This window comes from Streptomyces sp. NPDC052036 (genome assembly GCF_040680495.1).
GTDB lineage: Bacteria > Actinomycetota > Actinomycetes > Streptomycetales > Streptomycetaceae > Streptomyces.
The window spans coordinates 54,056-80,902 of sequence record NZ_JBFAWW010000013.1; the positions used below are offsets into that span (position 1 = coordinate 54,056).

Annotated in this window: 24 protein-coding genes and 1 pseudogene; 14 read left to right on the top strand and 11 right to left on the bottom strand. The window is 68.7% G+C overall.

Translation table 11 applies throughout. From position 1 onward, the window contains the following. Positions 1-214: 214 nt before the first annotated feature. Both AB0L95_RS19525 and AB0L95_RS19530 read right to left on the bottom strand, forming a co-directional pair. Positions 215-637 (bottom strand): cold shock domain-containing protein, encoded by a 423-nt coding sequence (locus tag AB0L95_RS19525; RefSeq protein WP_365163138.1) that lies wholly within the window; start codon positions 635-637, stop codon positions 215-217. Positions 638-1,201: 564 nt separating this feature from the next. Continuing rightward, on the bottom strand, positions 1,202-2,155 hold the full coding sequence (locus tag AB0L95_RS19530) for a helix-turn-helix domain-containing protein (RefSeq protein ID WP_365162914.1): 954 nt from the start codon (positions 2,153-2,155) through the stop codon (positions 1,202-1,204). A gap of 310 nt (positions 2,156-2,465) precedes the next feature. On the opposite strand from AB0L95_RS19530, the gene AB0L95_RS19535 reads away from it, so the two are divergent. The 3 genes from AB0L95_RS19535 to fabG all read left to right on the top strand — a co-directional run bounded on the left by AB0L95_RS19535 (position 2,466) and on the right by fabG (position 4,496). Continuing rightward, positions 2,466-3,056 carry a hypothetical protein gene (locus tag AB0L95_RS19535; protein ID WP_365162915.1) on the top strand — a complete coding sequence of 197 codons (591 nt, stop codon included), beginning with the start codon at positions 2,466-2,468 and terminating at the stop codon, positions 3,054-3,056. 26 nt (positions 3,057-3,082) lie between these two features. Next, positions 3,083-3,460, top strand: coding sequence for a hypothetical protein (locus tag AB0L95_RS19540; protein ID WP_365162916.1), 378 nt, complete (start codon positions 3,083-3,085; stop codon positions 3,458-3,460). 253 nt (positions 3,461-3,713) lie between these two features. Next, positions 3,714-4,496: a 3-oxoacyl-ACP reductase FabG gene (fabG, locus tag AB0L95_RS19545; protein WP_365162917.1), complete on the top strand. Its 783-nt coding sequence runs from the start codon at positions 3,714-3,716 to the stop codon at positions 4,494-4,496. An 82-nt stretch (positions 4,497-4,578) separates the two neighbouring features. On the opposite strand, the gene AB0L95_RS19550 is transcribed toward fabG, so the two are convergent. Further along, positions 4,579-5,886: a cation:proton antiporter gene (locus AB0L95_RS19550; RefSeq protein WP_365162918.1), complete on the bottom strand. Its 1,308-nt coding sequence runs from the start codon at positions 5,884-5,886 to the stop codon at positions 4,579-4,581. A 311-nt stretch (positions 5,887-6,197) separates the two neighbouring features. On the opposite strand from AB0L95_RS19550, the gene AB0L95_RS19555 reads away from it, so the two are divergent. Genes AB0L95_RS19555 through AB0L95_RS19565 form a run of 3 tightly spaced genes read left to right on the top strand, consistent with a single transcriptional unit; the run spans position 6,198 to position 9,462 of the window. After that, positions 6,198-6,878, top strand: coding sequence for a 4'-phosphopantetheinyl transferase superfamily protein (locus AB0L95_RS19555; RefSeq protein ID WP_365162919.1), 681 nt, complete (start codon positions 6,198-6,200; stop codon positions 6,876-6,878). 6 nt (positions 6,879-6,884) lie between these two features. Further along, positions 6,885-8,903: an acetoacetate--CoA ligase gene (locus AB0L95_RS19560; protein ID WP_365162920.1), complete on the top strand. Its 2,019-nt coding sequence runs from the start codon at positions 6,885-6,887 to the stop codon at positions 8,901-8,903. 31 nt (positions 8,904-8,934) lie between these two features. Next, a complete protein-coding gene (locus AB0L95_RS19565; protein ID WP_365162921.1) occupies positions 8,935-9,462 on the top strand; it encodes a MaoC family dehydratase in 528 nt (175 codons plus the stop codon). Here the strand turns inward: AB0L95_RS19565 and AB0L95_RS19570 are convergent. From AB0L95_RS19570 to AB0L95_RS19600, 7 genes are all read right to left on the bottom strand, one after another. After that, on the bottom strand, positions 9,441-10,475 hold the full coding sequence (locus AB0L95_RS19570; RefSeq protein ID WP_365162922.1) for a zinc-binding dehydrogenase: 1,035 nt from the start codon (positions 10,473-10,475) through the stop codon (positions 9,441-9,443). The two genes, AB0L95_RS19565 and AB0L95_RS19570, sit on opposite strands and share 22 nt — an antisense overlap. Then, positions 10,457-11,350 (bottom strand): alpha/beta hydrolase, encoded by an 894-nt coding sequence (locus tag AB0L95_RS19575; RefSeq protein WP_365162923.1) that lies wholly within the window; start codon positions 11,348-11,350, stop codon positions 10,457-10,459. Before AB0L95_RS19575 ends, AB0L95_RS19570 begins: the two co-directional genes overlap by 19 nt. Before the next feature lie 72 nt (positions 11,351-11,422). Next, the gene (locus AB0L95_RS19580) at positions 11,423-11,710 is read right to left on the bottom strand and encodes a phosphopantetheine-binding protein (protein ID WP_365162924.1); all 288 of its coding nucleotides are present in this window, start codon (positions 11,708-11,710) and stop codon (positions 11,423-11,425) included. Between the two features lie 110 nt (positions 11,711-11,820). Next, positions 11,821-13,233, bottom strand: coding sequence for an NAD(P)/FAD-dependent oxidoreductase (locus AB0L95_RS19585; RefSeq protein WP_365162925.1), 1,413 nt, complete (start codon positions 13,231-13,233; stop codon positions 11,821-11,823). 191 nt (positions 13,234-13,424) lie between these two features. Then, positions 13,425-14,219 (bottom strand): AfsR/SARP family transcriptional regulator, encoded by a 795-nt coding sequence (locus tag AB0L95_RS19590; RefSeq protein ID WP_365162926.1) that lies wholly within the window; start codon positions 14,217-14,219, stop codon positions 13,425-13,427. Positions 14,220-14,664: 445 nt separating this feature from the next. Beyond that, on the bottom strand, positions 14,665-16,095 hold the full coding sequence (locus AB0L95_RS19595; RefSeq protein ID WP_365162927.1) for a hypothetical protein: 1,431 nt from the start codon (positions 16,093-16,095) through the stop codon (positions 14,665-14,667). Positions 16,096-16,238: 143 nt separating this feature from the next. Further along, complete coding sequence (locus AB0L95_RS19600) at positions 16,239-16,640, bottom strand: PPOX class F420-dependent oxidoreductase (protein WP_365162928.1); 402 nt, start codon at positions 16,638-16,640, stop codon at positions 16,239-16,241. Between the two features lie 357 nt (positions 16,641-16,997). Here AB0L95_RS19600 and AB0L95_RS19605 point away from each other — a divergent pair, with 357 nt between their 5' ends. Beyond that, complete coding sequence (locus tag AB0L95_RS19605) at positions 16,998-18,425, top strand: alkaline phosphatase family protein (RefSeq protein ID WP_365162929.1); 1,428 nt, start codon at positions 16,998-17,000, stop codon at positions 18,423-18,425. Between the two features lie 267 nt (positions 18,426-18,692). Here the strand turns inward: AB0L95_RS19605 and AB0L95_RS19610 are convergent. Next, positions 18,693-19,035 (bottom strand): annotated as a pseudogene (locus AB0L95_RS19610) (NAD(P)/FAD-dependent oxidoreductase); the annotation flags it as partial. Between the two features lie 181 nt (positions 19,036-19,216). Between AB0L95_RS19610 and AB0L95_RS19615 the strand changes: the two are divergent. From AB0L95_RS19615 to AB0L95_RS19645, 7 genes are all read left to right on the top strand, one after another. Further along, complete coding sequence (locus AB0L95_RS19615) at positions 19,217-20,920, top strand: NAD-dependent malic enzyme (RefSeq protein WP_365162930.1); 1,704 nt, start codon at positions 19,217-19,219, stop codon at positions 20,918-20,920. Between the two features lie 261 nt (positions 20,921-21,181). Further along, positions 21,182-21,550, top strand: coding sequence for a hypothetical protein (locus tag AB0L95_RS19620; RefSeq protein WP_365162931.1), 369 nt, complete (start codon positions 21,182-21,184; stop codon positions 21,548-21,550). Positions 21,551-21,554: 4 nt separating this feature from the next. Then, a complete protein-coding gene (locus AB0L95_RS19625; RefSeq protein WP_365162932.1) occupies positions 21,555-22,481 on the top strand; it encodes a LysR family transcriptional regulator in 927 nt (308 codons plus the stop codon). Positions 22,482-22,709: 228 nt separating this feature from the next. Next, positions 22,710-22,937 carry a hypothetical protein gene (locus AB0L95_RS19630; protein ID WP_365162933.1) on the top strand — a complete coding sequence of 76 codons (228 nt, stop codon included), beginning with the start codon at positions 22,710-22,712 and terminating at the stop codon, positions 22,935-22,937. A 702-nt stretch (positions 22,938-23,639) separates the two neighbouring features. After that, a complete protein-coding gene (locus AB0L95_RS19635; protein WP_365162934.1) occupies positions 23,640-25,100 on the top strand; it encodes a multicopper oxidase family protein in 1,461 nt (486 codons plus the stop codon). Between the two features lie 285 nt (positions 25,101-25,385). Then, positions 25,386-25,973 carry a sigma-70 family RNA polymerase sigma factor gene (locus AB0L95_RS19640; protein WP_365162935.1) on the top strand — a complete coding sequence of 196 codons (588 nt, stop codon included), beginning with the start codon at positions 25,386-25,388 and terminating at the stop codon, positions 25,971-25,973. Then, positions 25,963-26,712 carry a hypothetical protein gene (locus tag AB0L95_RS19645; RefSeq protein WP_365162936.1) on the top strand — a complete coding sequence of 250 codons (750 nt, stop codon included), beginning with the start codon at positions 25,963-25,965 and terminating at the stop codon, positions 26,710-26,712. The genes AB0L95_RS19640 and AB0L95_RS19645 overlap by 11 nt, the downstream gene beginning before the upstream one ends. Positions 26,713-26,847 lie beyond the last annotated feature (135 nt).

Genomic DNA, 26,847 nt, shown 5'->3' on the forward strand with positions numbered 1-26,847 from the left:
ACCAGCAACTTCAGCGCGAATCGGGCTCGATGCGGACAGGAGTCGCGTCCCGAGTCTCAAACGGGCGCCCACGGCCCAGCCCGACTGACGCATGGTCACGTCGCTCGACGGCCACACGTCTGTGCGCGGTGGTCCGCAATCGGCGCTGGGCAGTGGTCGCACAGCAGCACCCAGAAGTGCCTGCCCGGCCAACCTGGGAGATGGTCGGCGTCTGTCAGCCCTCGGTCCAGCCATGGCGCTTCGCGCTCCGGGCGAGGCTCATACGCACATTCAGGATCTCCTCGCCGGTGAGCGAGGGAACAGACTGCAGCAACAGCTCCGTCACTTCCCTGAGGTACTCGTCGACACTGAGAACATCACACGTCGCCTCGTCGCCGCCTGCCGAGATCTCCGAAGCAGAGGCCACCGGCATCATCGGTCCCCTGCCGTCGGCCTCGAACGCCAATTGGACGGACGACGCCTTGGGGCCGCGGTCTCCCTCCTCGATCTTGAACTCCACGGCCAGCCCCAGGCGCACCTGGTCCTCAGGGAACCGTATGTCGTTCACGTGTACAAACACGTCCTCGCCCCCGTCCTCCGGAGCGATGAACCCATAACCCCGCGCACTGTCAAACCGCACCACTCGACCAGCAACCATCACAACAACCCCAATCCAGCGCCAAACTCTTGCAATGAGAACAACGGGTGATGCCACCCACAGCAATCGACTTCGACGAATGCTCGACCAGCAATGTGAAGGCGAGATTTATGAGCCACAATTGTACTGTATGGACTCAGGGTCCTGAAGCGACCTTGAGCAGGGCGTCGGCCCGCTCGGCGACGACACGGACACCACGGATCGCGGCGTTGACCGTGCGCCGTTTCGAGGCCGCCTCTCAGCCTTCAGCGCATCCACCTGACGCCGCGTGAACTGCTTATTCGTCAACTTCTTGTTGGGGAACCACGAGCCGATGGGGACCTCAGCGCCGTTCGCCAAATACGACACACTGGCTTGCCGCAGATGGGTCCCCGAATTCCCGGGATTCCATCTTTCGATCGCTCGGCATACTCCGCATCAGTAAAACGCCGAAGTGTCTTCTTGGCCCCGCCCTCAACCACCACAACATGCCCAGGAACCTCAATGCCCGCAGCCCCCGCCTCCTCAACCACAGCCCGCGCCAGCCTCGGCTTCGCACCCCCATCCTGATCCGCCTCGGCGTGTTCACCGCAAGCAGGGCGTCCGGGCGGTCGGGCCGGTGCCCTTCGGCGTGACGACGACGGACTCGACCCAGACGCAGCCCGTCGCGGTGGACAGCATGTCTCCGTAGCTGCCCGGCGGGGTGTTGTTGCTCCACTCCGAGTGGACCTCGGCACCGTCAGCGGGGCGGTGGGCGGCCAGTCGCACCGCATACAGCAAGGGATTGCTGTAGCGGGCCGACGCCCAGACCGTCCCGCAGGTGCTGCTGCGCCGCAGCAGCAGATCGCCGAAACGCTCGCCGCCGGGAAGGTCGAGAGGGACGGTCGTCACGGTGGAGATGTCCGCGTCGCAGCCGCGGGCCCGCGGATCGTCTCCGTCCATGTCCTCGTACGCGCCGGAAGGCTCCCGCTGATCGATGACGTGCTGGTTGACGGCCCGCCAGCCACGGGGTGAGGTGGTCGAGCCGGTCTGTGGCGAGCCGATGGCGAACGCGGCCACAAGGCATCCCGCGGTGAGGACGGTGATACCCGTGCCCGCGAGGAGGAGGTGCCTGCGACGCCACCGCCCTGAGGCCGAAACCGTTCGCCCGGCCGACCGGAGCGGAACCGCGTCCGGAGCGGCCGAAGCGGCGAAGGCGGAAGATACCGTGTCGTCCAGGAGGGGACCGGTATGGGCGGGCGCCGCCTTGCGTTCGTCCGCCGGTTCATCGGTGCCGAGGGCCTTGCGCGCATTCCGCCATCGCTGCTCGTAGGGGGCCGGATCGGCTCCGCATGCCTCGGCGAACGCCCTGATCACCTCCAGCGAGGGCAGTTGGCATCCTCTGGCCGCGCGTGAGAGCACCGACGCCGAGTAGTGGGTGCGTGCGGCCATCTGCCGGTAGGTCGGTAATCCGGACGCGGCGCGTAACTCCCTGAGGGCTCCGGCCAGTTCCTCGACGGGCCCGGCCAGCGGATCGATCTCGACTTCTCGACGGCCCATGTCTCCCCCGATGGATTGATGCATTGATGCGTGGTCAGGCGCATCTGCAACGCATCATGCCCATCGAGCTCCGAATCCACTAGACGGTTGAAAGACCGAGACGGTGGACCGCCGCAGGGGCCGCGCATCCAGGTGTGTGCGCCACCCGCACCCCGGAACCACCGGATTCAGCACCGGCCGGCGGCGTCGGAACGGGCGTCGGATCGGCGGATGGGGAGGGTTCATGAGTCGCAGTACGTGGGGATGCCGGTCAGCGCGAGCGTCCGCACCAGCACCGAACGCCGCCGGGCCCGGTCGACTGCGCCCAAGCGTGTCGGCGCTGCTCGCGGTGCTGGCCGCGCTTCTCCTGAGCAGCGTGGCCCTGCCGAACCAGGCTTTCGCCCGCGGCCGGGGCCAGGCCTGTGTCTTTCTCGCGCCCAAGGGAGCCGGTGGCTTCGGGCATGTCGGATGGGCCTTCCAGGAACCGCCCAGCGATCACTGGTTCTTCGGAGCGACAGAGGGCGCGGGCGGCGAGGAGGGCGGCCCGAACGCCCGGAAGATTCCGCCCGGTCAGCGCAACGGCGCGTGGGTGGACACCGGCAACTGGCGAAAGGTGCTCGACACGTTCCGGAACGCGAAGGCCAACGAGCATCCGGGGGGCTACTACAAGCAGTACACGTGCGCGGACGCGAACCAGAGCGCGGTGCACTCAGCGGCCGTGCAGGCCCAGGCCAACATCGGCAGGGGATACAACCTGTTCGGCGACAACTGCATGAACCACGCCTATGACGTGCTGCACGCCTACAACCTGACGCTGCCCAGCCCGAACGAGCCGATCTACGTCAGCCCCACATGGGCACCCAATCTCTGGGTCAACAAGCTCTCCCGCACACCTGGCTGGAACGGGCTCAACTCCCTGTGACACACGTCGAAAGGAACCGATCAGCGATGCGTAGCAGGATGCGAAAGCGGTCCGCGGCGGTGGCCGTCACGATGGCCGCCGCGGCCGGCCTGGCCTTCGCCGCTCCGGCGGGCGCGGCCACCACCGCCGGCACCCGCTCGGCCTCTCAGCTCTCGCCCCAGGTGCATGCCGACCCGGTGGAGTGCGAAATCGTCTATGGCGACGGCGCGAACGGGCATCCCGACGACAGCCGTACGCACGCCTACTGCAGCGGCGACGGTGCCGTCACCCTGCACGTGTGGTGCGCGGTCAGCCCGTGGACGGAGGTGGCGCGCTCCACCCACGCCGTCGTCCACGGCTGGGTCGAACTCGCCCTCGGTTGCGGGGTGTTCAAGACCAACCGAGCGACCTGGACCAGCCCCTGACCCCCGCACACCCACCGGCCCGGCGGGCAGTCCTGCGACTGTCCCGCCGGGCTGCACAACGCCGCCACGGTCGTCGTCCGAACCGCGCCGGCCTTCGTCTTCGGTTACGCCCCGACCATGCACCGCGGCCGCGGCAAGGGCCATGCCGTCGTGCACGCCCACCACGGACACGGGCGGGCCGGTTTTCCGTCGTTTAGGAGGCGCTTTACCGGTCGGTGCTTGGCTGGTACGGAGGATAGACAAAGGAGGCCACATGCCGGAGGAACGTGCGGACGACGCCCGGCGCGACGACCGAACCGAGGGCCGCCGCGTCGCGCTGGTGACCGGGGCAGCACGTGGCATCGGCCGCAGTATCGCTCTGCGGCTGGCGGCCGACGGATACGACATCATCGGCTTCTACCGTGCCGACAGCGACGAATCCCGGGAAACCGAGGCCAAGGTGCGGGCGTTCGGCGTACGGACCCTCTTCACCGAGTGCGACATTCGGGACCGGGACGCGGTGGACGACACCGTGCAGCGAGCGGAGGACGAGATCGGACCGATCAACGCCCTCGTCAACAATGCCGGCATCACCCGGAACGGTCCGATGGTGTTGCTCGCTGCGCAGTCCTGGGTCGATGTCATCGACACCAACCTGAACGGCACTTGGAACATCTGCCAGTCGGTGATGTACGGGATGCTGCGTCGGCGCGGCGGGACCGTCGTCAACATCTCGTCCATCGTCGCGCTGAGCGGATTCGTCACCATGAGCAACTACGCGGCGAGCAAGGCCGGCGTCATCGGCATGAGCAAGTCGCTGGCGAGGGAGGCGGCTCCGCACGGCGTGCGCGTCAACGTGGTGGCTCCCGGCATCACGGAGACCCAGATGATGGAGGACATCCCGGTGCAGGCCCGGGGGAAGATGCTGGAGCGCATCCCGCTTCAGCGGTTCGGCTCCCCGGACGATGTCTCCGAGATGGTCGCCTTTCTGCTCTCCGACCGCGCCTCCTACGTCACCGGTCAGGTGATCCAGGTGGACGGTGGCGCCTCCCTCTGACCGGCTCCCGTCCCGGCTCGGTGCCAGGCGGACGTGCGGCGTCCGCCTGGCACTCGTGCGTCGGCTGGTATTCGCCCGCCGCTCAGCCCGCCCCGCCGCGGCCGGCCACGGTTTCCGGCTCCTGTGACGGGCTGCCGAGGGGGCTCGACATGCTCACGGGCCGACCGAGCGCGGCCTCGACGCGCTCGGGCAGGGCCCAGCGGTACAGCGGCAACGCGCCCGCCGTGGTCACCACCGCGACGAGGACCAGCAGGGAGAAGACGTCCTGGCTGATCATGTGCTGGGCGAGTCCGATGTTGATGAAGATGAGGATCATCAGACCGCGCGCGTTCATCAGGCCGCCGACCGCCAGGGACTCGCGCCAGGGGAAGCCCATGCCACGCATCGCGAGTCCGCAGCCGAAGTACTTGCCGACGAACCCGGCCAGCAGCAACGACAGGAACGCCGCGACGAGGGTCAGGTCGGACACCCCGTTCAGCTTCGTGTTGAGGCCGGAGAGGGCGAAGAAGACGGGCAGGAGGAAGACACAGACGAACTCCATCGTCCTGGCGTGCAGAGCCTCCCTGAACGCGGGATCGCGTGGCATGGCGAGGCCGGCGATGAAGCCTCCGAACACCGAATAGACACCGATGTAGTCGGTGAACCAGCCCGCCGCCAGCACGGTCACGCACACCATGTACATGTCCCCGGGACCGAACTGCCCGGTCCTGGCCACCCGCTCCCCCAGCGGGCGCAGTACCCGGGAGACGACCAGCAGCATCACGGCGGCGAACACCGCGGCGAGGACGATGGTTCGCACCGCGTGCCACCAGTTGTTCCCGGAGTGAGCGACCACCAGCACGGCCAGGAGGCACCAGGCAACGGCGTCGTCGATGGAAGCGCCCACCAGCGACAGTCGTCCCAGTCTGCTGTTCTCGAGCCGGCGTTCGTAGAGGATGCGGGCGAGCATGGGGAACGCCGTGATGGACAAGGCGCCGCCGACGAAGAACGCGAATTCCAGCCGGGAGACGCCAGGACCGGACAGCGACTGGTACCAGAGAAAGCCGACGCCGAAGCCCAACAACAGGGAGGGGGCGATTCCGGACACCGCGAGAATCAAAGCCTTCCGGCCCTCTCCGCGCTCCCCACCCGCTTGGCTGCCGTGGTCCAACCCGACGCCCACCAGGAACATGTACAGGGTCAGACCCAAGGTGCTGAGCACGTAGAGAACCGGCTTCACCTCCTGGGGAAACAGCCGGGTCTGGAGGCCTGGGGCCACGGCGCCGAGAAGCGTCGGCCCGAGCAAGACACCGGCGACCATTTCCCCGAGCACACGGGGCTGTCCGACCATACGAGCCAGCCGGCCGCACACCGCGGAGGCGACAAGTATGCCCACCAGGGCGGGAATCACTCTGAGCACTAGATCCAAATTGGGGTCAGCCGAGGCGAGCTCAACGGATCGGCCCATACTCACCCTCTCGATTCTTCCTGTGAAGCTGCTGACTGCTTTCCATCAACGCCATTAGCCCAGACACCACTAAAGGGCGACCGAAGCCCGACCTAAACGTGCTGCCGGGCCGGATTAAGCGACTGATAAGTGGCATTTTGGGGGTGGGGTTTACCCTTCTCATGGATTCGCCGACAATGAGGAATCCACTCGACCCCGCCCGCGGTCGCAGGGGCGCGACTCGATTCAGCCGACCGCGCGCGAAGGAGCAGCAATTGAGGGCTGATTCCCTGGGCACGTTCCTCCTGCTCGGACGGCCGGTGCAGGTCTGGTGCGCGGCGGTCGGAGGGGAGGGCGGTCCCGAGCGCGCTGCCGATCTCGGGATGCTGCACGCTTCGGAGGTCGACCGGATGCGCCGCATCCTGCCGGAGGACGAACGGGCCGCCTATGTGGCGGGCCGGGCCTTGGTGCGCCATGTCCTCGCCGCACAGCTTCAGATGACACCGGAAGAGAGCGTCATCGTCGCCGGCGGCGGGGGGCGCCCCCGTCTTGTGGGACCGCGCAACCGGGGCGTCGATTTCAGCCTCTCCCACTCGAGCGGACTCGTGGCCGTGGCGGTGAGCACCACGGCGTGCGTCGGGATCGACATCGAGCAGCTGCTTCCGGGCCGGCCCTTCGAGGAGATCGCCCGCAGGTTCTTCGCCCCCGAGGAACGTGCGCTGTGGGCCCGCACACACTGCGCCGACCGGCTGCGCACGTGGTACCGCATCTGGACCCGCCGCGAGGCCTATGTGAAGGCGACCGGTGACGGCCTGCGCGGCATAGGCCGCGAACACCCCGGCCGGGGCAGCGGATGGGACACGGTGCCCCTGGACCCGGCCCCCGGATATGTCGGATCCCTCGTGGTGCTGGGCGAAGGTTCCCCGGCCCGCCTGACCCTCGGCGCTGAGAGGTGAGTGACCATGACCTTGGCCAGGCCCCTGTGGACCCCTCCGGGTGACGTCCTGGAGCACGCGCGTATCGGGGACTACCTCCGCTGGCTGGCGGACCACCGCAAGCTTCGCTTCCGGGACTACGAGGCGCTGTGGCTGTGGTCGGTGGACGACCTCGACGGCTTCTGGTCGTCGATCTGGGAGTACTTCGAGGTCGGAGCCGTGGGCGGCGGGACACCGGACAGGGCGTTCGTCGACGGGCCCACCATGCGGGGGGCCGCGTGGTTTCCCGGCGCCTCGGTCAACTACGCGGAGCGGGTCCTGCGTATGCCCGGGGCGGACGAGTCTCAGCCCATGGTGTTCGGCTACTCCCAGACCCGGCCCGATGTCGCCCTCACCGCAGGCGAGTTGCGCGACCAAGTGGCCCGCGCCCGCCGTGGCCTGCAACGCCTCGGCGTGACCCGCGGGGACCGGGTGGCGGCCTACCTGCCGAACATACCCGAGGCGCTGGTGCTGCTCCTCGCCTGCGCAAGCCTCGGAGCGGTCTTCTCCTCCTGCGCCCCGGAGTTCGGCGTCCGGTCTGTGCAGGACCGGTGGCGTCAGATCGCGCCCAAGGTCCTGGTGGCCGTCGACGGATACCGTTCCGGCTCCAAGGATGTCAGCAGGGTCGCCGAGGTCGCTGGGATCCGTGCCTCGCTACCGAGCCTGGAACACACCGTGTCGCTGCCCTATCTCGGCTGCGGACCGCAGGACCCGTACGCCACACACGACACACATGACGCGCACACCTGGACCGATCTGCTCGCGGAGCCGGGGGAACTGGACTTCGTCTCTGTGGACTTCACGCATCCGCTGTACATTCTGTACTCGTCGGGGACCACGGGACCGCCCAAACCGATCGTCCACGGCCACGGCGGCATCCTGCTCGAACATCTGAAGATGCTGGCGCTCCATCACGACCTCGGCCCGGGTGACCGTTTCTTCTGGTTCACCACCACCGGGTGGATGATGTGGAACTACCTGGTCTCGGGGTTGGCCGTGGGCAGCGCCGTGGTGCTGTACGACGGGAGTGCCCACCATCCCGACCTCGGCGCCCTGTGGCGGCTGGCGGAGGAGTCGGGGACCACGTACTTCGGCGTCTCGGCGCCGTTTCTCATGGCCTGCCGCAAAGCAGGGCTGACACCGCGTGCGGATTTCGGCCTGTCCCGGCTGCGCGGCATCGGCTCCACCGGCTCCCCCCTGCCCCCCGAAGGGTTCAGTTGGGTCTACGAGTCCGCAGCCCCGGCCGCCGGCTCCCTCGTGCTGACGTCGCTGTCCGGCGGAACCGACGTGTGCACGGGCCTGGTCGGAGGTGTACCGCTGCTGCCGGTCCACGCGGGCGAGATCACGTGCCGTTGCCTGGGCGCCGGAGTCGAGGCCTACGATCCCTCCGGCCGGTCCGTGACCGGGCAGACGGGTGAGCTGGTGATCACCCGGCCCATGCCGAGCATGCCGGTCGGGCTGTGGGGCGACACCGACGGTCAGCGCTACCGGAAGGCGTACTTCTCCGCCTACCCGGGTGTGTGGCACCACGGCGACTGGATCACGATCAACGAACGGGGCGGCTGCCTCATCACAGGGCGCTCCGATGCGACGCTGAACCGGAACGGGGTACGCCTGGGCACCGCCGAGTTCTACTCGGTCGTCGAGGATCTGGACGAAGTGGTCGACTCTCTCGTGGTCCACCTGGAACGGCCGGCCGACGGCAAACTGATGCTCTTCGTGCAACTGCGGGACGGACTACGCCTGGACACCGCACTGCGGCTGCGGATCTCCCGGGAACTGCGCGACGCCCTCTCCGAACACCATGTACCCGACCACATCGTGGCCGTGCCGTCCGTCCCGCGGACGCTGTCGGGGAAAAAGCTGGAGATACCCGTCAAGCGCATCCTGGGCGGCGCCGCACCCGAGGACGTCGTCTCGCCGGGGGCGCTGGCCGATCCGAACGCTCTGGACGCCTTCGTGGACGTCGCTCACCGCTACGGTATCCGCACACGCGAACGGACCTGACCGACCACGACGGCCGAGGAGAACAGAACGGATGACGGCCACGACCGCGCATACCACCGACTTCGCCGCACCGATCGACGACCGGTATTTCGAGGACTACCTCCCGGGCGCCGTCCACACCTACGGCAGCATCAGGGTCGACGAGCAGGAGATCCTGGACTTCGCCCGGCGCTTCGACCCGCAGAGCATCCACGCCGACGCCGAGGCGGCCGAACAGGGCCCGTTCAAGGGCCTGATCGCGAGCGGCTGGCACACCACCGCGCTGATGATGCGTCTCTACGCCGACCACTACGTGAGCAAGGTGGCCAGCCTCGCTTCCCCAGGAGTCGACGAACTGCGCTGGCTGCAGCCGGTCCGGCCGGGCGACGCCCTGTCGATCCGCACGACGGTGCTTCAGGCTCGGCCCTCCCGCTCCAAGCCGGACCGGGGCATCGTGCACACCAGGGTCGAGGTGCTCAATCAGGAGAACGAGGCCGTACTGACCATGACGGTGATGAACATGTTCCGTCGGCGCGATGCGGCGGACGGCCGCTCCGTTCAGGCGTCCTCACACAGCTGAGGGAACGTCAGCACGAGCTTGCCCGTGTGCAGGCCGCCCGCCATCCTCCGGAAGGCGTCCGCGGCCTGTCCGACAGGGTACGCCGTGTACGGCAGCGGACCCAGCTCGCCCGACGCGAGCAGCGGGCCCAGCTCGTCGAGCATCGACGCCACCAGGCCGGGTCTGGTCCGGCCCAGGAGGAGCAGGTCCACGCTGTGCAGGCTGAGGTTGCGCCGGAACGGTGCGAGCCCGATCGGGTTGCCGGCCATGATGTCGCGTTTGCCGATCTCCACGAACCTCCCGAACGGCCGAAGAAGTTCCAGTCCGGCCTGCTGGGCGGGACCGGCCAGCGAGTTCAGCACCACGTCGACACCTTCGCCGTCCGTGGCGGCCAGTGTCTCCTCGACGAACGCCATGGAACGCGAGTCCATGACGTGGTCGATCCCCAACTCCCGTAGATGGGCGTGCTTCTCGGGGGTCCCGGCGGTGGCCAGCACGGTCGCGCCCAGCAGACGTGCGACGGCGACGGCGGCCAGGCCGACTCCTCCGGCCGCGGAGTGGACGAGGACGCGCTCGCCGCGCTGCACCCGGGCCAGCCGGTGCAGGCCATACCAAGCGGTGAGGTAGGCGACGGGCAGTCCGGCCGCCTGCTCCAGGGAGATCCGGCCGGGAACCCTCAGCACCGAGGTGACCGGGACGTGTACGACGGAGGAGAAAGCACCCTCGGTGAAGGCGGCCACCCGGTCCCCCGGTGCCGGATCAGTGACGCCGCGTCCGGTCCGTGTGACGACGCCCGCACAGTCGAGCCCGGGTTCGGGGGCCTTCTCGAAGTAGTCGTCGAGCACCCCGAGTGCGGTGAGGACGTCGGGGAAGTTCAGCGCGGCAGCCGCCACACCGATCTCCACCTGTCCGGGGCCGGGCGCGCCCACGGAACGTTCCACCAGGTCGAAGGCGAGTTCGCCGGGGCGTCGCAGGAACAGGCTGGTGCACCGGCCCTCGTGCTCGGTCCTGAGGGTCATGGATTCGTCGTGCACGGAGGCTCCTGGCGGGTCGCGGGCCGGACAGCACGGGCCGGGGCGGTACGGAAGAAGTCCACGAGGAGTTCGTTGACGTCGTCGGGCCGCTCCAGGAAACCGAAGTGACCGCAGCCGTCCAGCTCCTCGTAGCGGCATTCCGGGATGGCGTCGGCCACGGCTCGGCCCATCGCAGGCGGCATGATCATGTCGTGGCTGAAGGCGACGACGAGCGCCGGGCGGCTCAGCTTCCGCAGCCCGGGCAGCCGGTCCTCGTTGATCGTCGCCTCGTACTGAGCGGCCCAGCCCTCGCTGCGCTGGGGAAAGAGGGAGAGCGTCGTGAGCCAGTCGTCGGCCCGCCGGTCGTCCGCCAGGGTCGCGGGCCCGAACAGCTGGGTCATCGTGGCGACGGCTGCGAACCGGTCGGGGAGGTCCTTGCCCGAACGCATCAGGTCCGCACACGCGAGGGCCAGGGCGTCACGGAAGGCGTCGCCCTTGCCCCGGGTGGCGAGCAGCGCCACCGCGGTGACCAGGTCGGGGCGTTCCAGCGCCAGTTCCTGGGCGACCATGGAGCCGATCGACACTCCTGCCACCCGGCAGGGCCCGATGCCCAGCTCCTCGATCAGGGCGGCCGTGTCGGCCACCAGATCCCCCAGGACGTACGGGCCGGGCGGCACGTCGGAGGGGGCGCTCCCCCGGTTGTCGAAGGTGACGACCTGATATCCGGCCCGGACGAGGGCCGGGACCTGGTGGCGGTCCCACAACATGGCCGATGCGGCCGCTGGAGCGATCAGCAGCAGCGGATCGCCCTCTCCGCGGATCCGGTAGCTCAGTCGGATTCCGTTCACCCGGGCCGTCGGCACGCGTATCTCCTGCTTCTCTTCGTCGGGTCGCACGCCGCGCCTCGGACGGCGTGGACGTCCGTCCTCATGGCCCCGGCATGCGGAGGCATCCGGTCGCGCGGGCGGTCAGCCGGGCTGGGAGCCGGCGGCCGCCCCGGCCTCCTGTGCGGCGGTGTCCGTCTGAGCGAAGAAGAAGCACTCCTCGATCCGGCGCAGTGTCCGGAAGTCGTCGGTACGCAGATTGCGGCGGTCGATGGTCCGGCCACTCGCCTTCTCGATGATCACGACGAACTCGATCAGGGACAGCGAGTTGAGCAGGCGGGTGTCGAAAAGGTCGAGGTCGGGGTCCACCTCGTCAAGGTCGGGGTTCTGGTCGAGGAACCAGTTGAGCACCTCGGGCGGAAGCGCGGACATCGTGGGACTCCCATTCTGGTCTGACGGTGCGTGCGATGGAGGCCGGGCGGGCCGGACATCCCAGGAGCGGTCTGACGCCGGTGCTCCGGCGCCGTCGGCCGGGGGCGGCACTAGGAACGGGCGGGCGCGGACGCGCGCCTGACCCCGAGCGAGGGGGTGGTTACCAGGTAGAGCCCCGAGGCCGCGTCGTAGAGGTCACTCGCCTCGATACGCAGAGCGGTGAAGTTCGGCTGCCCGTCCGGGGCCTCACGGTCGGCGCGTTGCCTGGCCTGGTCGGCCTCCTGGAGGAGTTCCGGCATGACGCTTGTGCCGCGCGCATCCCTGGCGTCGCGCAGGTCGCTCAGACCCGCGGAGATCTCGGCGAAGGCGCCGTTGGGACGGGTGTACTTCTCCTTCTCCCGCACCAGCCGTTGAGCCAGCCAGAAGTAGTTGTCCTTGCCCTTGTACTGCTCGTACACACCGGACACCAACACGATCAGCCGAGCGTAGGCATTGCGGAACAGGGACTCGTAGAAGCCCTGTGCCTCCGCCTCGCTGATGTCACCGCTCGCCGTGCCGATGACGGACGCCGCGGCCAGCACGGCGCTGTACATGGCCAGATGCACTCCGGTGGACAGCAGGGGGTCGAGGAAGCAGGCCGCGTCACCGACCAGGAAGTAGCCAGGTCCGCTGAAGCTGTCCGCCACATACGAGTAGTCCTGCTCGACACGGGCCCGGCCCAGGAATGTTCCCTTCGACAGCAGGTCTCGGACCGTGTCCGACTTCTGCACCAGGTGCTGGAGCATCTCCTCGTCGGAGGAGAACTGCCCGCGCAGCTCCGTGAAGCGCGTCTTGTGCGTCACGAATCCGATGCTGTACTGCTCGTCGCGCAGTGGAATCACCCAGTACCAGCCGTCCGGAGCGGAGACGACGTTCAGGCCGCCCGAGGGTGTCTCCGGCAGCAGTGAACCGCCGTCCCAGTAGCCCCACACCGCGACGTTGCGGAAGATCTCATGGGCTCGGCGGTCCCTGAAATGCTGGGCCGACAGCACACCCGCACGGCCAGAGGCGTCGATGAGGTAGTCGAAGTCGTCAACCCGGTGGGGGGTGCGGGTCGTGGCGTCCACCCAGTCGACGGCGACGGGCCGGTCCCCCTCGAACACCACCTTCTTGACGTGTGCCCCCTCGATGACCTCGGCCCCCTGCTCCCGGGCGTTTCGCAGCAGCACCTCGTCGAAGTCCGCGCGTTCGACCTGCCAGCCGCGTACATCTGGTCCGAAGAGCTCGTGCCAGTCGATCGTCCAGTCCTCGTTCCCCCAGCGCAGCAGCGCACCCCGGCGGCTGGTGAACCCCATCGCGTCCACTTTGTCCAGCACACCGGCCATATCCATCATGACGCGGCAGGACGACGTGAGGGACTCTCCGACGTGGTAACGGGGAAATGTCTCTCGTTCCAGCAGGGTCACGGAGATGCCGGCGCGCGCAAGCAGTGTCGCTGCCAGTGAGCCACCAGGGCCACCCCCCACGACCAGGACCTTGGACATGAAGCTCTCCTCAATCCACCTTTGGTGGAAGTTCGGACGCGTGTGTCCAGAAGACCACGTGCCGCTAAAACCCTGGCTTCTTGTCCCTAAAACCGGGAGCGCGCACGACGGAGGGGCAGGGCGTGGTGGGGGACAGCGCCCGCACGGAACGCTGCGACTCCCATCCACCAATCCCCAGAAACGGCGATCGATCAACTCGCACGCTCGGCCAAAATCGGCCGAGAGGGATCGTCCAACCATGTTTCGCGGGCGAGCACGGCACGTTGCAGATACTGAAGGCGTGCGCTCGGTTCGACGCCGAGCTCATGTGCGAGTGATATTCTGACGCGGCTGTAGGCCTGCAGGGACTCCGAGATCCGCCCACTGCGGTAAAGTGCGATGATGAGCCAGCCGTGCAGATTCTCCCAGGTGGGGTGCTCGGCGGTGAGGCCGTAGAGCTCACTGATGAGTGCGCTGTGCCGTCCCAGGGCCAACTCGATCTCCACATGCCGTTCGTAGGCGGCATACCATTTCTCCTCAAGCCGCCGGGCATAGCCGTCGAGCGCGGGGACGGAGCGCACGTCCGCGAGCGCCGGACCCCGCCACAGGGCTTTGGCCTCGGTCAACAGCGCCGCGGCGCCCTCCATCCGCCCGAAGGCGGCGGCGTTCCTGGCCTGCGCCACCATGGCGTCGAAGCACTGTAGGTCGAGTCCTCCCCGATTCACCTGCAGACAGTAGCCCGGCGGTCGGGTGGCGAGCAGACCGGGAGAACCGCCGAATTTCTTGAAATGCTTGCGGAGTTTGGATATATAGACCTGAAGAGCTGTCTCGGCGGTCCGTGGCGGCTCTCCGGACCACAGGGCATCGATCAGGTGCGACGTGGAGACCACACTGTTGGCATTCACACACAGGAGCGCGAGGAGCGAGCGGAGCTTAAATGCCTGTGGAACGACTGTGGTTCCATTGGCGTCTTCCACCTCGAGCGGGCCAAGTATTCGGAACTTCAACGTTCTCCCCTCCGGGCGTCTGAAGACCTTGTCAACCTTTGATGGGTTTTCAGTCACAAACGCGCTCAGATCGCGAGGTGCTCAAGACCGCACCGGGCTTGAGTTCCTCCTCCCTGGGGGAGCGTGACGCGCGACTGCGAGCCGTCTCGGCCAATGACGGGTGCACAGAATCCGCCATCACTTGTCAGCGCGCGCCGACCGGCCGGGCTCGTCTCAGCCAGTTCCCCCATCTACGGCCGAGCAAGGTCACACGGAGCCAATACGTCACTTACATCACACGGAGCCGCTTTAATGATCAATGGAACCAACTGGCGCCGTCAAGACCCTTGAGGAAGCCTTGGTGCTACCGGAAAGCACCGCGAAGGGAAGGTCGTTACGAGAAAAGTCCGAAACTCGGCTTGATTTCAGCGACGATGCCGCCTGCCACGCGCGTGCTCCGAGCGGGTCAGCCGATCCGCTTCACCTTGTTGCGCAGCCAGAAGGGACGTCGGCCCCGCGCGGTCGGGAAACGGCGCAGATCCCGGCGGTACTGGCGAGCGGTCGGCGGCTCTTCCCAGGCGGGCCGGCGCTCTCGGTCCACGACCGGGGACATGAAGCGCCAGGGCCTTCCGTCCGAGCGGCTCCGCCACGCCGGATCGACCTTCTTGACCGTCATGACCAGCACGTAGAACACGCCGTGGTCCACCGAGTAGCTCGCCTCACGCAGCCGCCACAGCGCATCGCGCTCGGCGAAGTCGGGAAGCTGCGTGATGGCGCGGCCCGAGTCGTCATCCTCCGCCTCCGACGGGTACCACCCGGCCCGACCGGCCGGCGGATCCACCTCCAGCTGGACTTCCTGGTGTCCTACGACGGCTCGGTACTCCAGGGTCAGCGCGTCCCACTCGGGCGGCGCCTGCGCCATCATGGCCGCGACGATCCGGTCGCTCAGGCTCTGCCGCTCCTCGTCGGTCAGGGGCCGGACGTGGGCCTCCCACGTGCGGCGCTGCCGCGCGGTGGGTCCGTCGCCGTATCCCGGGAAGTCGCTGCTGTACTTCACGTCCAACAGCAGCCGCCCCAGGAAGGCCCGACCCTGGTAACTGTTGTAGTAGTAGAACCGGATGAGCCAGAAGTCGAAGTCGAACGTGACCGACGTGTCGGTGCGGCGGTAGGTGATCGGGGTGTGCTCGCCGAGCCACTCGCCGAGAGAGTTCTCCCGCCCCAACGCTGCGGCCAGCAGCCACTGCAGGACACTCTCGACGACGAGCACGCCGAAGAACCAGACGACACACACAACGACCGTCAGCGGAGCCGCGAGCCATGCCGGGCCCAGGCCCGTGCAGAAGCGGTACACGTGGGACGGCGGCCCGGTCAGCGCGGTCTCGACAAGGTCGGGCAGCGTGGTCGCGTATCCGGCGAGGTACACCAGGACGGCCCCGTTGAGCAGGTAGCGGGCCACGCTGAGGACATCGCGCGAGAACCCCCAGTCGGGGCGGAAGCCGGCGATGCTCCTGCCGCACTGTGTCACCAGTACGAGCAACTGGCCGACCACAGTGAGCAGGGCGACCCGGCCCTGGAACCCGGGCTGCCCCTGGAGGCGGCTGGAGATGAAGTATCCGGAGAACCCGGAGATGAGCGCCCGAAGGAGCCAGACCGCCAGGATCACCAGCCGTCCGGTGAACGCGACGCCTGCGGAACGCGCTACCGCTTCGTCCCCGGGCGGACGCAGGGCCGGCGGGTTCAGCAGCAGGACAAGGCTGGTCAGGGCGGCGATGGCCACCGACAGCGAGGTCCTCGCCTGCCCGTGGACATCGCCGAACGCCGAGAAGAGCGACAGCCCGATCAGCGCCAGGAAACCGAGAACCAGTGCCGTGATCCGTATTCTTCCCCCGTAGGACACCGCTTCATGGTAGAAGTCCCTTGCGCGGTAGGGGAGTTGGCGTCGCAGCCGACGTCCCCACGTGCGCGTGTCCATACGCGCTCGCGGAAGGCTGTGCGAGGGCTCGAAGGCCGGTCGGCTCCGCTGCTCGGCGAGATCACTAGCTAGCCGCGGGGGCTGCTGATCCGTTCGGGTTGGATCACATAGATCACCCGGACCTGGTCGCGGCCGCCGAACCATGGGTAGGGGCCGCCCAGATATTTCTGCGCGAGTGCCTCGATGTGGTCGACCGCTCCCTCGGTGGTCACACGCACCACACGGCCGCGGATCTGGACGTAGGAGGCGGGGTCCGAGGGGTCGGCAACCGCGATGGCCACCCGTGGGTCGCGCGCGATGTTCCGGGTTTTTTGATGCGACTCGACGCTGTTGATCAGGACGTGCTCGCCGTCGGTGTCGACCCATGTCTGGGTGAGCTGGGGCGAGCCGTCGGGCATCGTGGTAGCGATGTAGCAGGTGCTGGGGCGGCGCAGCAGCGCCAGCACGTCCTCGCCGAGGGGTACGGGCACAGGGATTCTCCAGGGGACGGTCAGGTGGGGTACGGGGGCCACGGTAGCCGCGGCAGGGAACCCGGCCCTCCTCCGCCCCCCCTGTTCAGCCGTGCAACCACTCGAACACGGTGCGCGGCGTCGCTCCCCCTCGTCGTGTCAGCGGACCGAGTCGGCGCTGGACTCCCTGCCCCAATCCGGGGCAACGACCCGGCAACGCCCCGATGACGCCGGTCATGGCTTGGCCAAGCGCTTCCCGCACGTTGGCCGCATATTCATCCCTTGCCCCTGACGGCCCGAGCAGCGCCGGGCGGAGAGTGATCGGCGGACCGACCGTCACTCCGAAGAGCGCCTCCCTCCCCCCAAGAAGGAGCAATCATGACCGAGTTGACTCGTCGCAGACTCCTGGGCTCGGCCGCCGGCGTACTGGGCGGTGCCGCGGCCTTCTCCCTCCTCCCGCCGACCGTCCGGAAGGCCGTCGCCGCCGGGCCGCCGGAACGCAGCTCGCTGCACGACATCGAGCACGTCGTCATGCTGATGCAGGAGAACCGGTCGTTCGACCACTACTTCGGCACCCTGCCGGGCGTCCGCGGCTTCGCCGACCCCCACGCCATGAAGCTCGACAACGGCCGCAGTGTCTTCTACCAGCCGGATGCGCAGAACCCGAAGGGCTACCTCCTGCCCTTCCACCTCGACACCCGCACCTCGAGCGCGCAGGCCATCCCGTCCACGTCCCATGCCTGGTCCGTGCAGCACCAGGCATGGAACGGCGGCAAGATGGACCAGTGGCTGCCGGCCCACCGCAAGGCCGACGGCGCCAACGGTCCTTATGTCATGGGGTATTACACACGCGAGGACATCCCGTTCCAGTTCGCGCTCGCCGAGACCTTCACCGTCTGCGACAACTACTTCTGCTCGGTGTTCGGCCCGACATGGCCGAACCGCCTGATGTGGATGACCGGCACGATCGACCCCGGCGGCGCGCGGGGCGGACCGATCGTCAGCAACGTCGCACCCACGCCGTACCGCTGGACGACGTACGCCGAACGGCTGCAGGCGGCCGGCATCAGCTGGAAGGTGTACCAGCAGGACGACGACTACGGCTGCAACATGCTGGAGCAGTTCGCGGCGTTCAAGAACGCGCAGCCGGGCACGGACCTGTACGAGCGGGGCGTGCGCCCCCAGCCGGAGGGCACCTTCGAGGACGACGCCCGCTACGACCGACTGCCGGCGGTGTCGTGGATCATGCCGACGAGCTACCAGTCGGAGCACCCGGACTACCTGCCGGCGGCCGGAGCCGACTTCGTCGCCTCCAAGATCGAGGCGATCGCCTCGAACCCGAAGGTGTGGCGCAAGACCGCTTTCATCCTCAACTACGACGAGAACGACGGCCTGTTCGACCACGTGGCCCCGCCCACCCCGCCCGCAGGCACGGCGGACGAGTTCGTCCAGGGCTTGCCGATCGGCGGCGGCTTCCGCGTCCCGGCCATCGTCATCTCGCCGTGGACGGTGGGCGGTTGGGTGGCTTCCGAGGCCTTCGACCACACCTCCGCGCTCCAGTTCCTGGAGCAGTTCACCGGCGTCGAGGAGCCGAACGTCAGCAACTGGCGACGTTCGACGTTCGGTGACCTCACCTCCGCCTTCCGCTTCACGCACGCCAGCCCGCGCCCGCCCCGTCTGCCCGACGACACGGCGGAGCAACTGGAGAAGGCGAAGAAAGAGGTGGCAACACTGCCGAAGCCGACGCTGCCGGGCGCGGACCAGACGTTCCCGCGCCAGGAGAAGGGCGACCGCCCCCACGTGTGAGGGGCCGACACCCGCGCCGGTGTCCCGTGAAGCCGTCAACGGGACACCGGCACCGCAGCGCGCCGGTAGGTCGCCGTCGGTTCGCGACCGCTGGTCGAGCCGGATCCCTGCGTATCTCCGCCTCCCTGCCGTCGCGCCGGAGCAGGTCGCGCGGTTCGTTGCCACGACGTGGCTCGACCTCCGCAGCCGCCATCGCAGCCGTTGAAGATCGTCGGCGCCACCGAGTGAGCAGCGACCGCCTGGCGACAGGCCGGACGGCACCGCGGGTCATCCGGTCCGTCGCGCCTTCGCCACCTCGTCGGCACGGTCGGCAGGCAACGCGGTCGCCGCCTCGGTGAACGGGTCGCGCGGGCTCTCCAGCTCGATCAGGCCGACCGTTTCGCGCTGGAGGAGGGACGCGAGCGTCCGGTCGACGCACACGCGTATCTTGCGGTTCATCGTCGGCACCCGGCTGCCCGTGGTACAGACGGTGGAACCACCATGCCGGACGACCCCTGAGCTTGAACTTGTCGAAGAGGACCGCCACACCCTTGTGCAGGCCGAGGCCAACCACCGCGCCCAGGTTCTTGTGCCGGTACTCCTTCAGCGGGCGGCCGCGCAGCGTCGCGAGCCATGTCCTCGGCCTCGGCGATTCACTCCGGCAATTTGGTTACGAACTCGCAAAAACTCCTGCTCAGGAGCTTCCATGCGTCAGATTTATGGATATTGAGCGCTTCAGGCATTGGACGCATGTTCCAGCGGCGTCGAAGCTCGTCGGCATCCCCGATTCCCCGGACCGACAGGATTCGATCGTGAAGAAGCAGCAGAACCCGGCGGCGACCCGCATCGAGACCACCGCTCGGGGGCGTGCCGTGCTGAACAATCCCCGGCTGAACCGGGGCACCGCCTTCACCCGGGAGGAACGCCGGGAGTTGGATCTGGTGGGTCTGGTGCCGCCCCAAGTGCTCACCCAGGACCAGCAGGCCGAGCGGGCGTACCAGCAGTACGCGGCGCAGCCGAACGACTTGGCCAAGAACGTCTACCTCACGGCACTGCACGACCGCAACGAGGTGCTGTTCTTCCGGCTGCTCGGCGACCATCTCGGGGAAATGCTGCCGATCGTGTACACCCCGACCGTCGGCACCGCGATCGAGCGCTACAGCTACGAGTACCGCCGCCCCGGCGGTGTGTACCTGTCGGCCGACGCCCCCGAGGACATCGAGCGCTCCCTGCGCGCCTCCGGCCTGGGCCCGGACGACGTGGACCTCCTCGTGGCCACCGACGGCGAGGCCATCCTCGGCATCGGTGACTGGGGTGTGGGCGGCATCGACATCGCGGTCGGCAAACTCGCCGTCTACACCGCCGCCGCGGGCATCGACCCGCGCCGCACGCTGGCGGTGATGCTCGACGTCGGCACCAACCGCACGGAACTGCTGGAGAACCCGCTCTACCTGGGCAACCGGCACGAGCGCGTCGACCGCGAGACCTACGACGCCTTCGTCGACGCCTACGTCACCGCCGCCACAAAGCTCTTCCCGAACGCCATGCTGCACTGGGAGGACTTCGGCCCGGCCAACGCCCGCCGCGTCCTGGACCGTTACCGCGAGAAGGCCTTCACCTTCAACGACGACATCCAGGGCACCGGCGCCGTCAACCTCGCCGCCGTGCTCTCCGGCGTCAAGGCGAGCGGCGTCCCGCTGACCGACCACCGCATCGTCGTCTTCGGCGCCGGAACCGCCGGCGTGGGCGTCGCCGACCAGCTCCGCGACGCGCTCATCGCCGCGGGACTGACACCGCAGCAGGCCACCGCCCACATCTGGGCCGTCGACCGCCACGGCCTGCTCACCCAGGGCCAGGACGGCATGCGCGACTTCCAGATCCGATACGCCCGCCCCGCGGCCGAGGTCGCCGACTGGCAGCACGACGAACGGCTCGGTGGCATCCCGCTGGCCGAGGTCGTCGACAAGGCCCAGCCCACCATCCTCATCGGCACCTCGGGCCAGGGCGGCGCCTTCACCGAGGAGATCGTCCGCACCATGGCCGCCCACGCCCGGCGCCCGATCATCCTGGCCATGTCCAACCCGACCCGGCTGGCCGAGGCGGTCCCCGGCGACCTGCTGGCCTGGACCGGCGGGCGCGCCCTGATCGCCACCGGCAGCCCCTTCGACGCCGCCGAGTACGAGAACGTCACCTACCAGATCGGCCAGGCCAACAACGCGCTGGTCTTCCCGGGCCTCGGCCTGGGCGCGATCGTCGCCGGCGCCAACCGCGTCACCGACGGCATGCTGGTGGCAGCCGCGCACAGTGTCGCCGAGCAGACCGACGCCACCACCCCGGGGGCGCCCATCCTCCCCCTCGTCGACCAGCTCCGCGACACCTCTGTTGCCGTCGCCGTCGCCGTCGCCCGTGCCGCCGGCGCCGACGGTGTCGCCCACAAGCCGGTCGACGAGCGCATCGAGGACCGTATCCGCGCCGCCATGTGGCAGCCCGTCTACCCGCCGATCAAGGCCGCCTGACGCTCACCTCCTCGTCGGCAGGCCAGACGATCCGGCCGCCGAGGAGTCCCGGGAATCAGGCCCGGCGGTCGAACGCGACGACGCGCGCCGCCGAGGCTCGACCGCCCTGTCCGCCCGTGCCGCCGACGCCACGCCGCCGAGCGGATCCGGCCACAACGCCGGGGTCCGGCACGCCCCTGACCGGCCGGCACCGGGCTACCCTGGCCTCCACCGCCGCGGTACGGGAACCGGCAACGCCACGCCGTCCTGCTGGCGGTCTGCGTGCTCGCCGCCCAGCTGTGCGCCGCGCTGCTGCACGGCCCGGTCAACCGCGCCTACGCGCAGACCGAAGCCGCCCTGGCCGCGACCGTCCGCTACCGGGATCTGGCCCAGGGCGCCTCGTCGGCCGACCGGAACGCGCTGCGCCGCGCCGCCTACCAGCAGTTCGCCGAGGTCCGGCGCGCCGCCGCGCACGCCCGCCGCGAGCCCAAGCGCCCCGGACGCCGGATTCCCGACTGGGAACAAGCCGTCACCACCGCCGACCGGCTCTGCGGTGCCGTCACCGCGCGGTCCCCGACCGCCGACCGCGACCGACGACGAGCCATGCGCTCAGCACCTGAAAACGCATCATCCGATGCAATGCGAGAATAAGGGAATGGATCTCCAGGTACTGCGCTCCTTCCAGGCCGTGGCCGAGGGTGTGACGGTGACCGACGCGGCGGCCGAGGCGCGCATCACCCAGCCCGCCCTGTCCCGGGCCCTGAACCGGCTCGAGGAGGAAGTCGGCGCGGAACTCTTCCAGCGCGTCGGCCGCCTCCTCCAACTCACCCCGGCCGGACGCGTGTTCAAGGAGTACGTCGACACCATGCTCGACAGCTACGACCGCGGCCGGCGAGCCGTCGCCGAGGTCGTCGACCCCCACGCGGGCACGGTGTCGCTGGCGTTCCTGCACACCCTGGGCACCTGGCTGGTACCGAGACTGGTCACCGGCTTCCGTGAGACCTTCCCCCAGGTCCGCTTCGAGCTGCACCAGGACGGCGAGACCGGCCTCGCCCAGCACCTCCTCGACGCCACCGCGGACCTGATCATCACCAGCAAGGATCCCGGCCATCCGCTGATCACCTGGCGCCAGTTGCTCGTCGAACCGCTGTGGCTCGCCGTCCCCGCCCAGCACCGCCTGGCCCAGCGCCGACGGGCCCGGCTGGCCGAAGTGGCCGAGGAGCCGTTCATCGTGCTCAAGCCCGGCTACGGACTGCGCAGCGTCACCGAGACCCTGTGCCGCCAAGCCGGCTTCACCCCGCTCGTCGGCTTCGAGGGCGAGGAGGTCGAGACCCTGCGGGGCCTGGTCGCGGCCGGCCTCGGCGTGTCCCTGATCCCGGCGTCACCCAACGTCTCCGACGCCCCCGTGACCGGCCCGGACATCCTCATCCGCTACCTCAAGGTCACTGACGTGCACAGCGCCCGGGACATCGGCATCGCCTGGCTGGCCTCCCGCACCCTGCCCCCGGCCCCCCGAGGGTTCATCGACCAGGCTCTGAGCGCCACGGCCCAGATGCGGACGGCGACCGCACCCCCCGGCTGACCCCGTACTGATGACCGGAATGCATGAATTTCAGGAACATCAGGCATTAGACACATATGACGCCTTCTGGGAGCGTGAGCGCTGGAGCTGCGGCGCCCTTGGCCGCGGCCGATCTGCGCCTGCCGGACGGGAGGGACCAGTGACTGCTGCGAACACGGCCGCACGCGCCACACTGGCGACCTGACCATTGGTCCTTTTTCTCACCATCCGTGGCGGCACCGCCCTGCTGTGCCGTGTGCGGACACTGACGGCCTGCCGGAGAAGGCCGAGCGGAGATGGCGACGGATCCTGCGCCGCGAGCGCCGACTGGCCCGCAGACGGGAGCTGCGGCTCTTCTCCGCGGCGCAGCGGAAGTCGCTCCGCCTGCTGGTGGAAGGCAAGAAGGACCCGCTCAGCGCCCCGACGCGTACGACACCTTCCAGCAGCTCGGGAACGCCGCCTTCGGCGCTGATCTGATCGGCGCCTGGGACAAGACACGCCGCCCGTACCTCTTCGACGCCGCGTGCGGGCGATACCCCTTCCACCGGCGTTAGAGCCGACGGGGATCGGGTCCTTACGTCGCCCTTTCAGGGCGCGTTCAGACCGCCTGGCGAATCCGGCCGGACGAGGACGGTCCCCGGGCATCCCGCGGCAGTCCCCGCCCTTCGCGGCGGTGTCATCCGGATCGTCACGGTCCGGGGCACCGGTCGACCCCTGCAAGATCAGCCGTCTCCGGCGGCCGGGCTGATCACCACCTCTTGAGGTTCGCGACAGGCACACGCGCTCACCAGGAAGACACCCGCCCCGGCGTCAGCGCCCCGGGGCGGCAGGCGACTGACCCCGTCCGTCTCACGGTCTGCATGACCGCCACGCCTCACACCCACCGGCGGGCGTCCGACCGGCAACGACGAGGAGCGGGACCTCTGAGCGCTCCGCTCCCCTGGAAGTGCGGTCATTCGAGTGCGGACCCTCGGTGACATGTCACGCCCACACGGCGGAGCCTCACGCGCGCCACGTCATAAAGCACGAAATGTGCCACTATTCTCTCTGGTTGACGGTCCGAAACCACATGCCGGGGCCACGACCCGCCCCGCATGAACACGGACGACGTTCGTCGTGTCCGGCTCATCTGGGCCTCGGCCTCCCCGAGCACGGCACCCCACTCCTGGAGAGGCGGTCATGCGCTCACTGTCCAAGGTGACCGGGTTCCTCGTCTGTCTGGCACTTGCCGTGACCTGGCTGTCCGGCTGTGACGAGCCGCAGCCCGAGCGGGCAGCGTCCGGCGCGTCGCCGTCGGGGCAGCCGGCCAGGGGCGCCGAGCTCCAGGATCCCCCGGAGGTGGTGAGCGACCACGGGGTGCTGCGGACCACCGTCGTGGTGGAGCGGCGCAAGGTGTGGGTGGGCGACCGCCGGCTGTGGGCACTGACCTACAACGGCCGCTACATGCCGCCCACGCTCCGCGTCCAGCCGGGCGACCGTGTCGAGCTGGCCCTGGTGAACCGCGTCGGGGCGAAGTGGCAGGGCGTCACAACAGACACCAATCTGCACACCCACGGGCTGCACGTCTCGCCGCGTCAGCCCGCCGACGACATCTTCATCTCGATCAAGCCCGGTACGACCTACCACTACTCGTACCAGCTGCCGCGGGACATCACGCCGGGCACGTACTGGTACCACTCGCACATCGACATGTACTCGGCCGCTCAGGTGGCCGGTGGCGAGTCGGGCCTCATCATCGTCGACGGTCTGCGGAAATACCTGCCGCCGTCCCTGCGCAACGTCACCGAGCACGTGATCGCTCTCAAGGACGACCAGATCCAGGGCGACGCGATCAAGATCAATCCGCTGTCCATCCAGGCGAAGACCAACCGCACGGTCAACGGCCAGCAGAATCCCGTGATCCACATCCGCCCGGGAGAGACGCAGCTCTGGCGGCTCGCCAACATCGGCGCCAACATCTACTACAAGCTGCATCTCAAGGGCAGCACCCTTCATGTGATCGCCCAGGACGGCTATCCGGTCCACCGCGTCTACTCCGCGGACACGTTGATCATCTCGGCCGCCGCCCGGTACGACGTGCTGGTGCAGGGCGGCCCGGCGGGGACCGCCCAGTTGGAGACGCAGCCGTTCTACACCGGACCGGCCGGCAACAGCTTCCCGCAGGTGAACCTGGCGACGGTCGTCACCGGCGGTCCCCCCACGGTCCCGGCCCGCATCCCGTCAATCTTCGGACCCCTCGTCGACCTCACCAGCGCAAAAATCGCGGGCCGCAAGACGATGGTGTACACGGAGAAGAACGACCCCGACAGGTTCTACATCAACGGCAAGCTGTACGACCCGAACCGCGTCGACTTCGTCTCCCGGCTCAACACCGTCGAGGAGTGGACGGTTCGCAACGACACGCAGGAGGACCACTCCTTCCACGTCCACACCAACCAGTTCCAGGTGATGTCCCTGAACGGGAAGGCCGTGGACCCCGCCTACGCCTGGCACGAGACGGTCAACATCCTTCGCGGACAGCAGCTCGTCCTGCGGATCCGCTTCGCGGACTTCACCGGGCGGACCGTGCTGCACTGCCACCTCCTCAACCACGAGGACAAGGGCATGATGTCCGTCCTGGACATCGTCGACGGTCGCTAGGACAGGGCGTCATGAGGGGCTGCGGTGACCCACACGCACCCGCTGCGGCCGGGCCGGGCGGACGGGGTCTCCTGCCGGTACCAAGCGCCGCCGGAGTTCGCTGACCTGCTGAAACGCCGCCGCCCTCGGGTGCCGGCCCAGCCCCTGTCCGATCGCTTCAGGTCGCGGTGAAGTGGGCCACGCAGGCTCAGTACCCCGGCCCGGGGAATCGCGGAGGAGAATGGGCACGTGACCTTCCGCAGGGGCTGGGCAATCTCCTGGCGGAGCCGGACCGTACCTAGGAGTATGCAGAGGTTGCGGTTGCCGGTGGGCCGCCTCCCGGACGAGGCTCTGCTGTCCGGGCTGGGCACCGGTGACCCGGAGATCGCCGTCACTTTCGTACGGAGGTTCCAGCACACGGTCTTCGGTGTGGCCGTCGCCGTCACCGGGGATCCGCAGCTGGCCGAGGACATCGCCCAGCAGACGTTCGAGCGTGCGTGGCGTCATGCGCAGATCTATGACTCGCGCCGCGGTTCGGTGACGACCTGGCTGACGACCATCGCACACAACCTTGCCATCGACGCCTTGCGTTCACGGCCGCCGGAGCCGGTGGCCCCCGAAGATCTCGAGGCGCTCCTCGGCGTGATCACCGAGACCCCCGAGCAGCATGCGCTGGCCGATGAGGCGTCGTCGCGGCTGCGGGCCGCGGTGGCGCAACTGCCGCGTGAACAGGGCCGTGCCCTGGTGATGGCAGGCATCTACGGGATGACCGCCCAGCAGATCGCCGACTGGGAGAAGATCCCGCTGGGCACCGCCAAGACGCGCATCAGGACGGCGATGGCGAAGCTACGGACCACGCTCACATCTAAGCCTCGAGGCGACCATGTCCAGTGATGTGACCTGCGAGAAGCTGCGGGAAATCGGCGCCGAGCTGGCTCTGGGCGTACTGCCCGGCCGCGAGCGGGCCGAGGCGGTCGCGCATCTGGACCGGTGTGCGGGCTGCCGCGAGCACATCGGGCACCTGACCCTCGTCGGTGACGGGCTGATCGGGCTGCTGCCGGGCAGCGAGCCCCCCATCGGATTCGAGACCCGAGTGGCACAAGCGCTGACGCAGGGCGTATCAGCGCACGAGAGGCGCCCGCACGCGCGCGGGTCCGGTATCACGCACGCGGGCCTCCGCGGCCGTGCCCGGCTTCGGGTCGCGTCCGCCGCGGCCGCAATCGCCATCGCCTTCGGGTTCGGCGGCTGGGCCGTCGGCACGGCCATGCAGGACGTCACGGCCACGCCTTCGCAACCCGTCGAGTCCGTGAGCGGCATGCTCATCGCTCGGCTCACTTCGGCCGGGACCATCGGTGAGCCGACCGGCGAGGTGTACGCCCACCCCGGGAACCCTGGCTGGGTCTACATGTCCGTCAATCTCGCCGATGCCGGAGTCCCGTACAACGGCAAGGTCTCCTGCCTGCTGGAGCACGCCGACGGGAGCACCGTCGACCTGGGCAGCTTCACCCTGCACGACGGGTACGGCTACTACGGTGGGCCGGCCCTCGTCGACCCCTCCGCCCTCTCCGGCGCCCGTCTGATGTCCTCGGACGGCACCGTCCTCGCCATGGCCCACTTCCAGCCTCGGACATAGCCCTGCAGGGCCCTGAAGGGCTGACGCTCCCACGCCTCGGGCGCGGGCGGCGTGGCGCCCTTCTGGATGGGCGATACCAGTGCCGACGAGATAGATGTCCATGATGCGAGATAAAGCTTCAATTGCCCAATACGT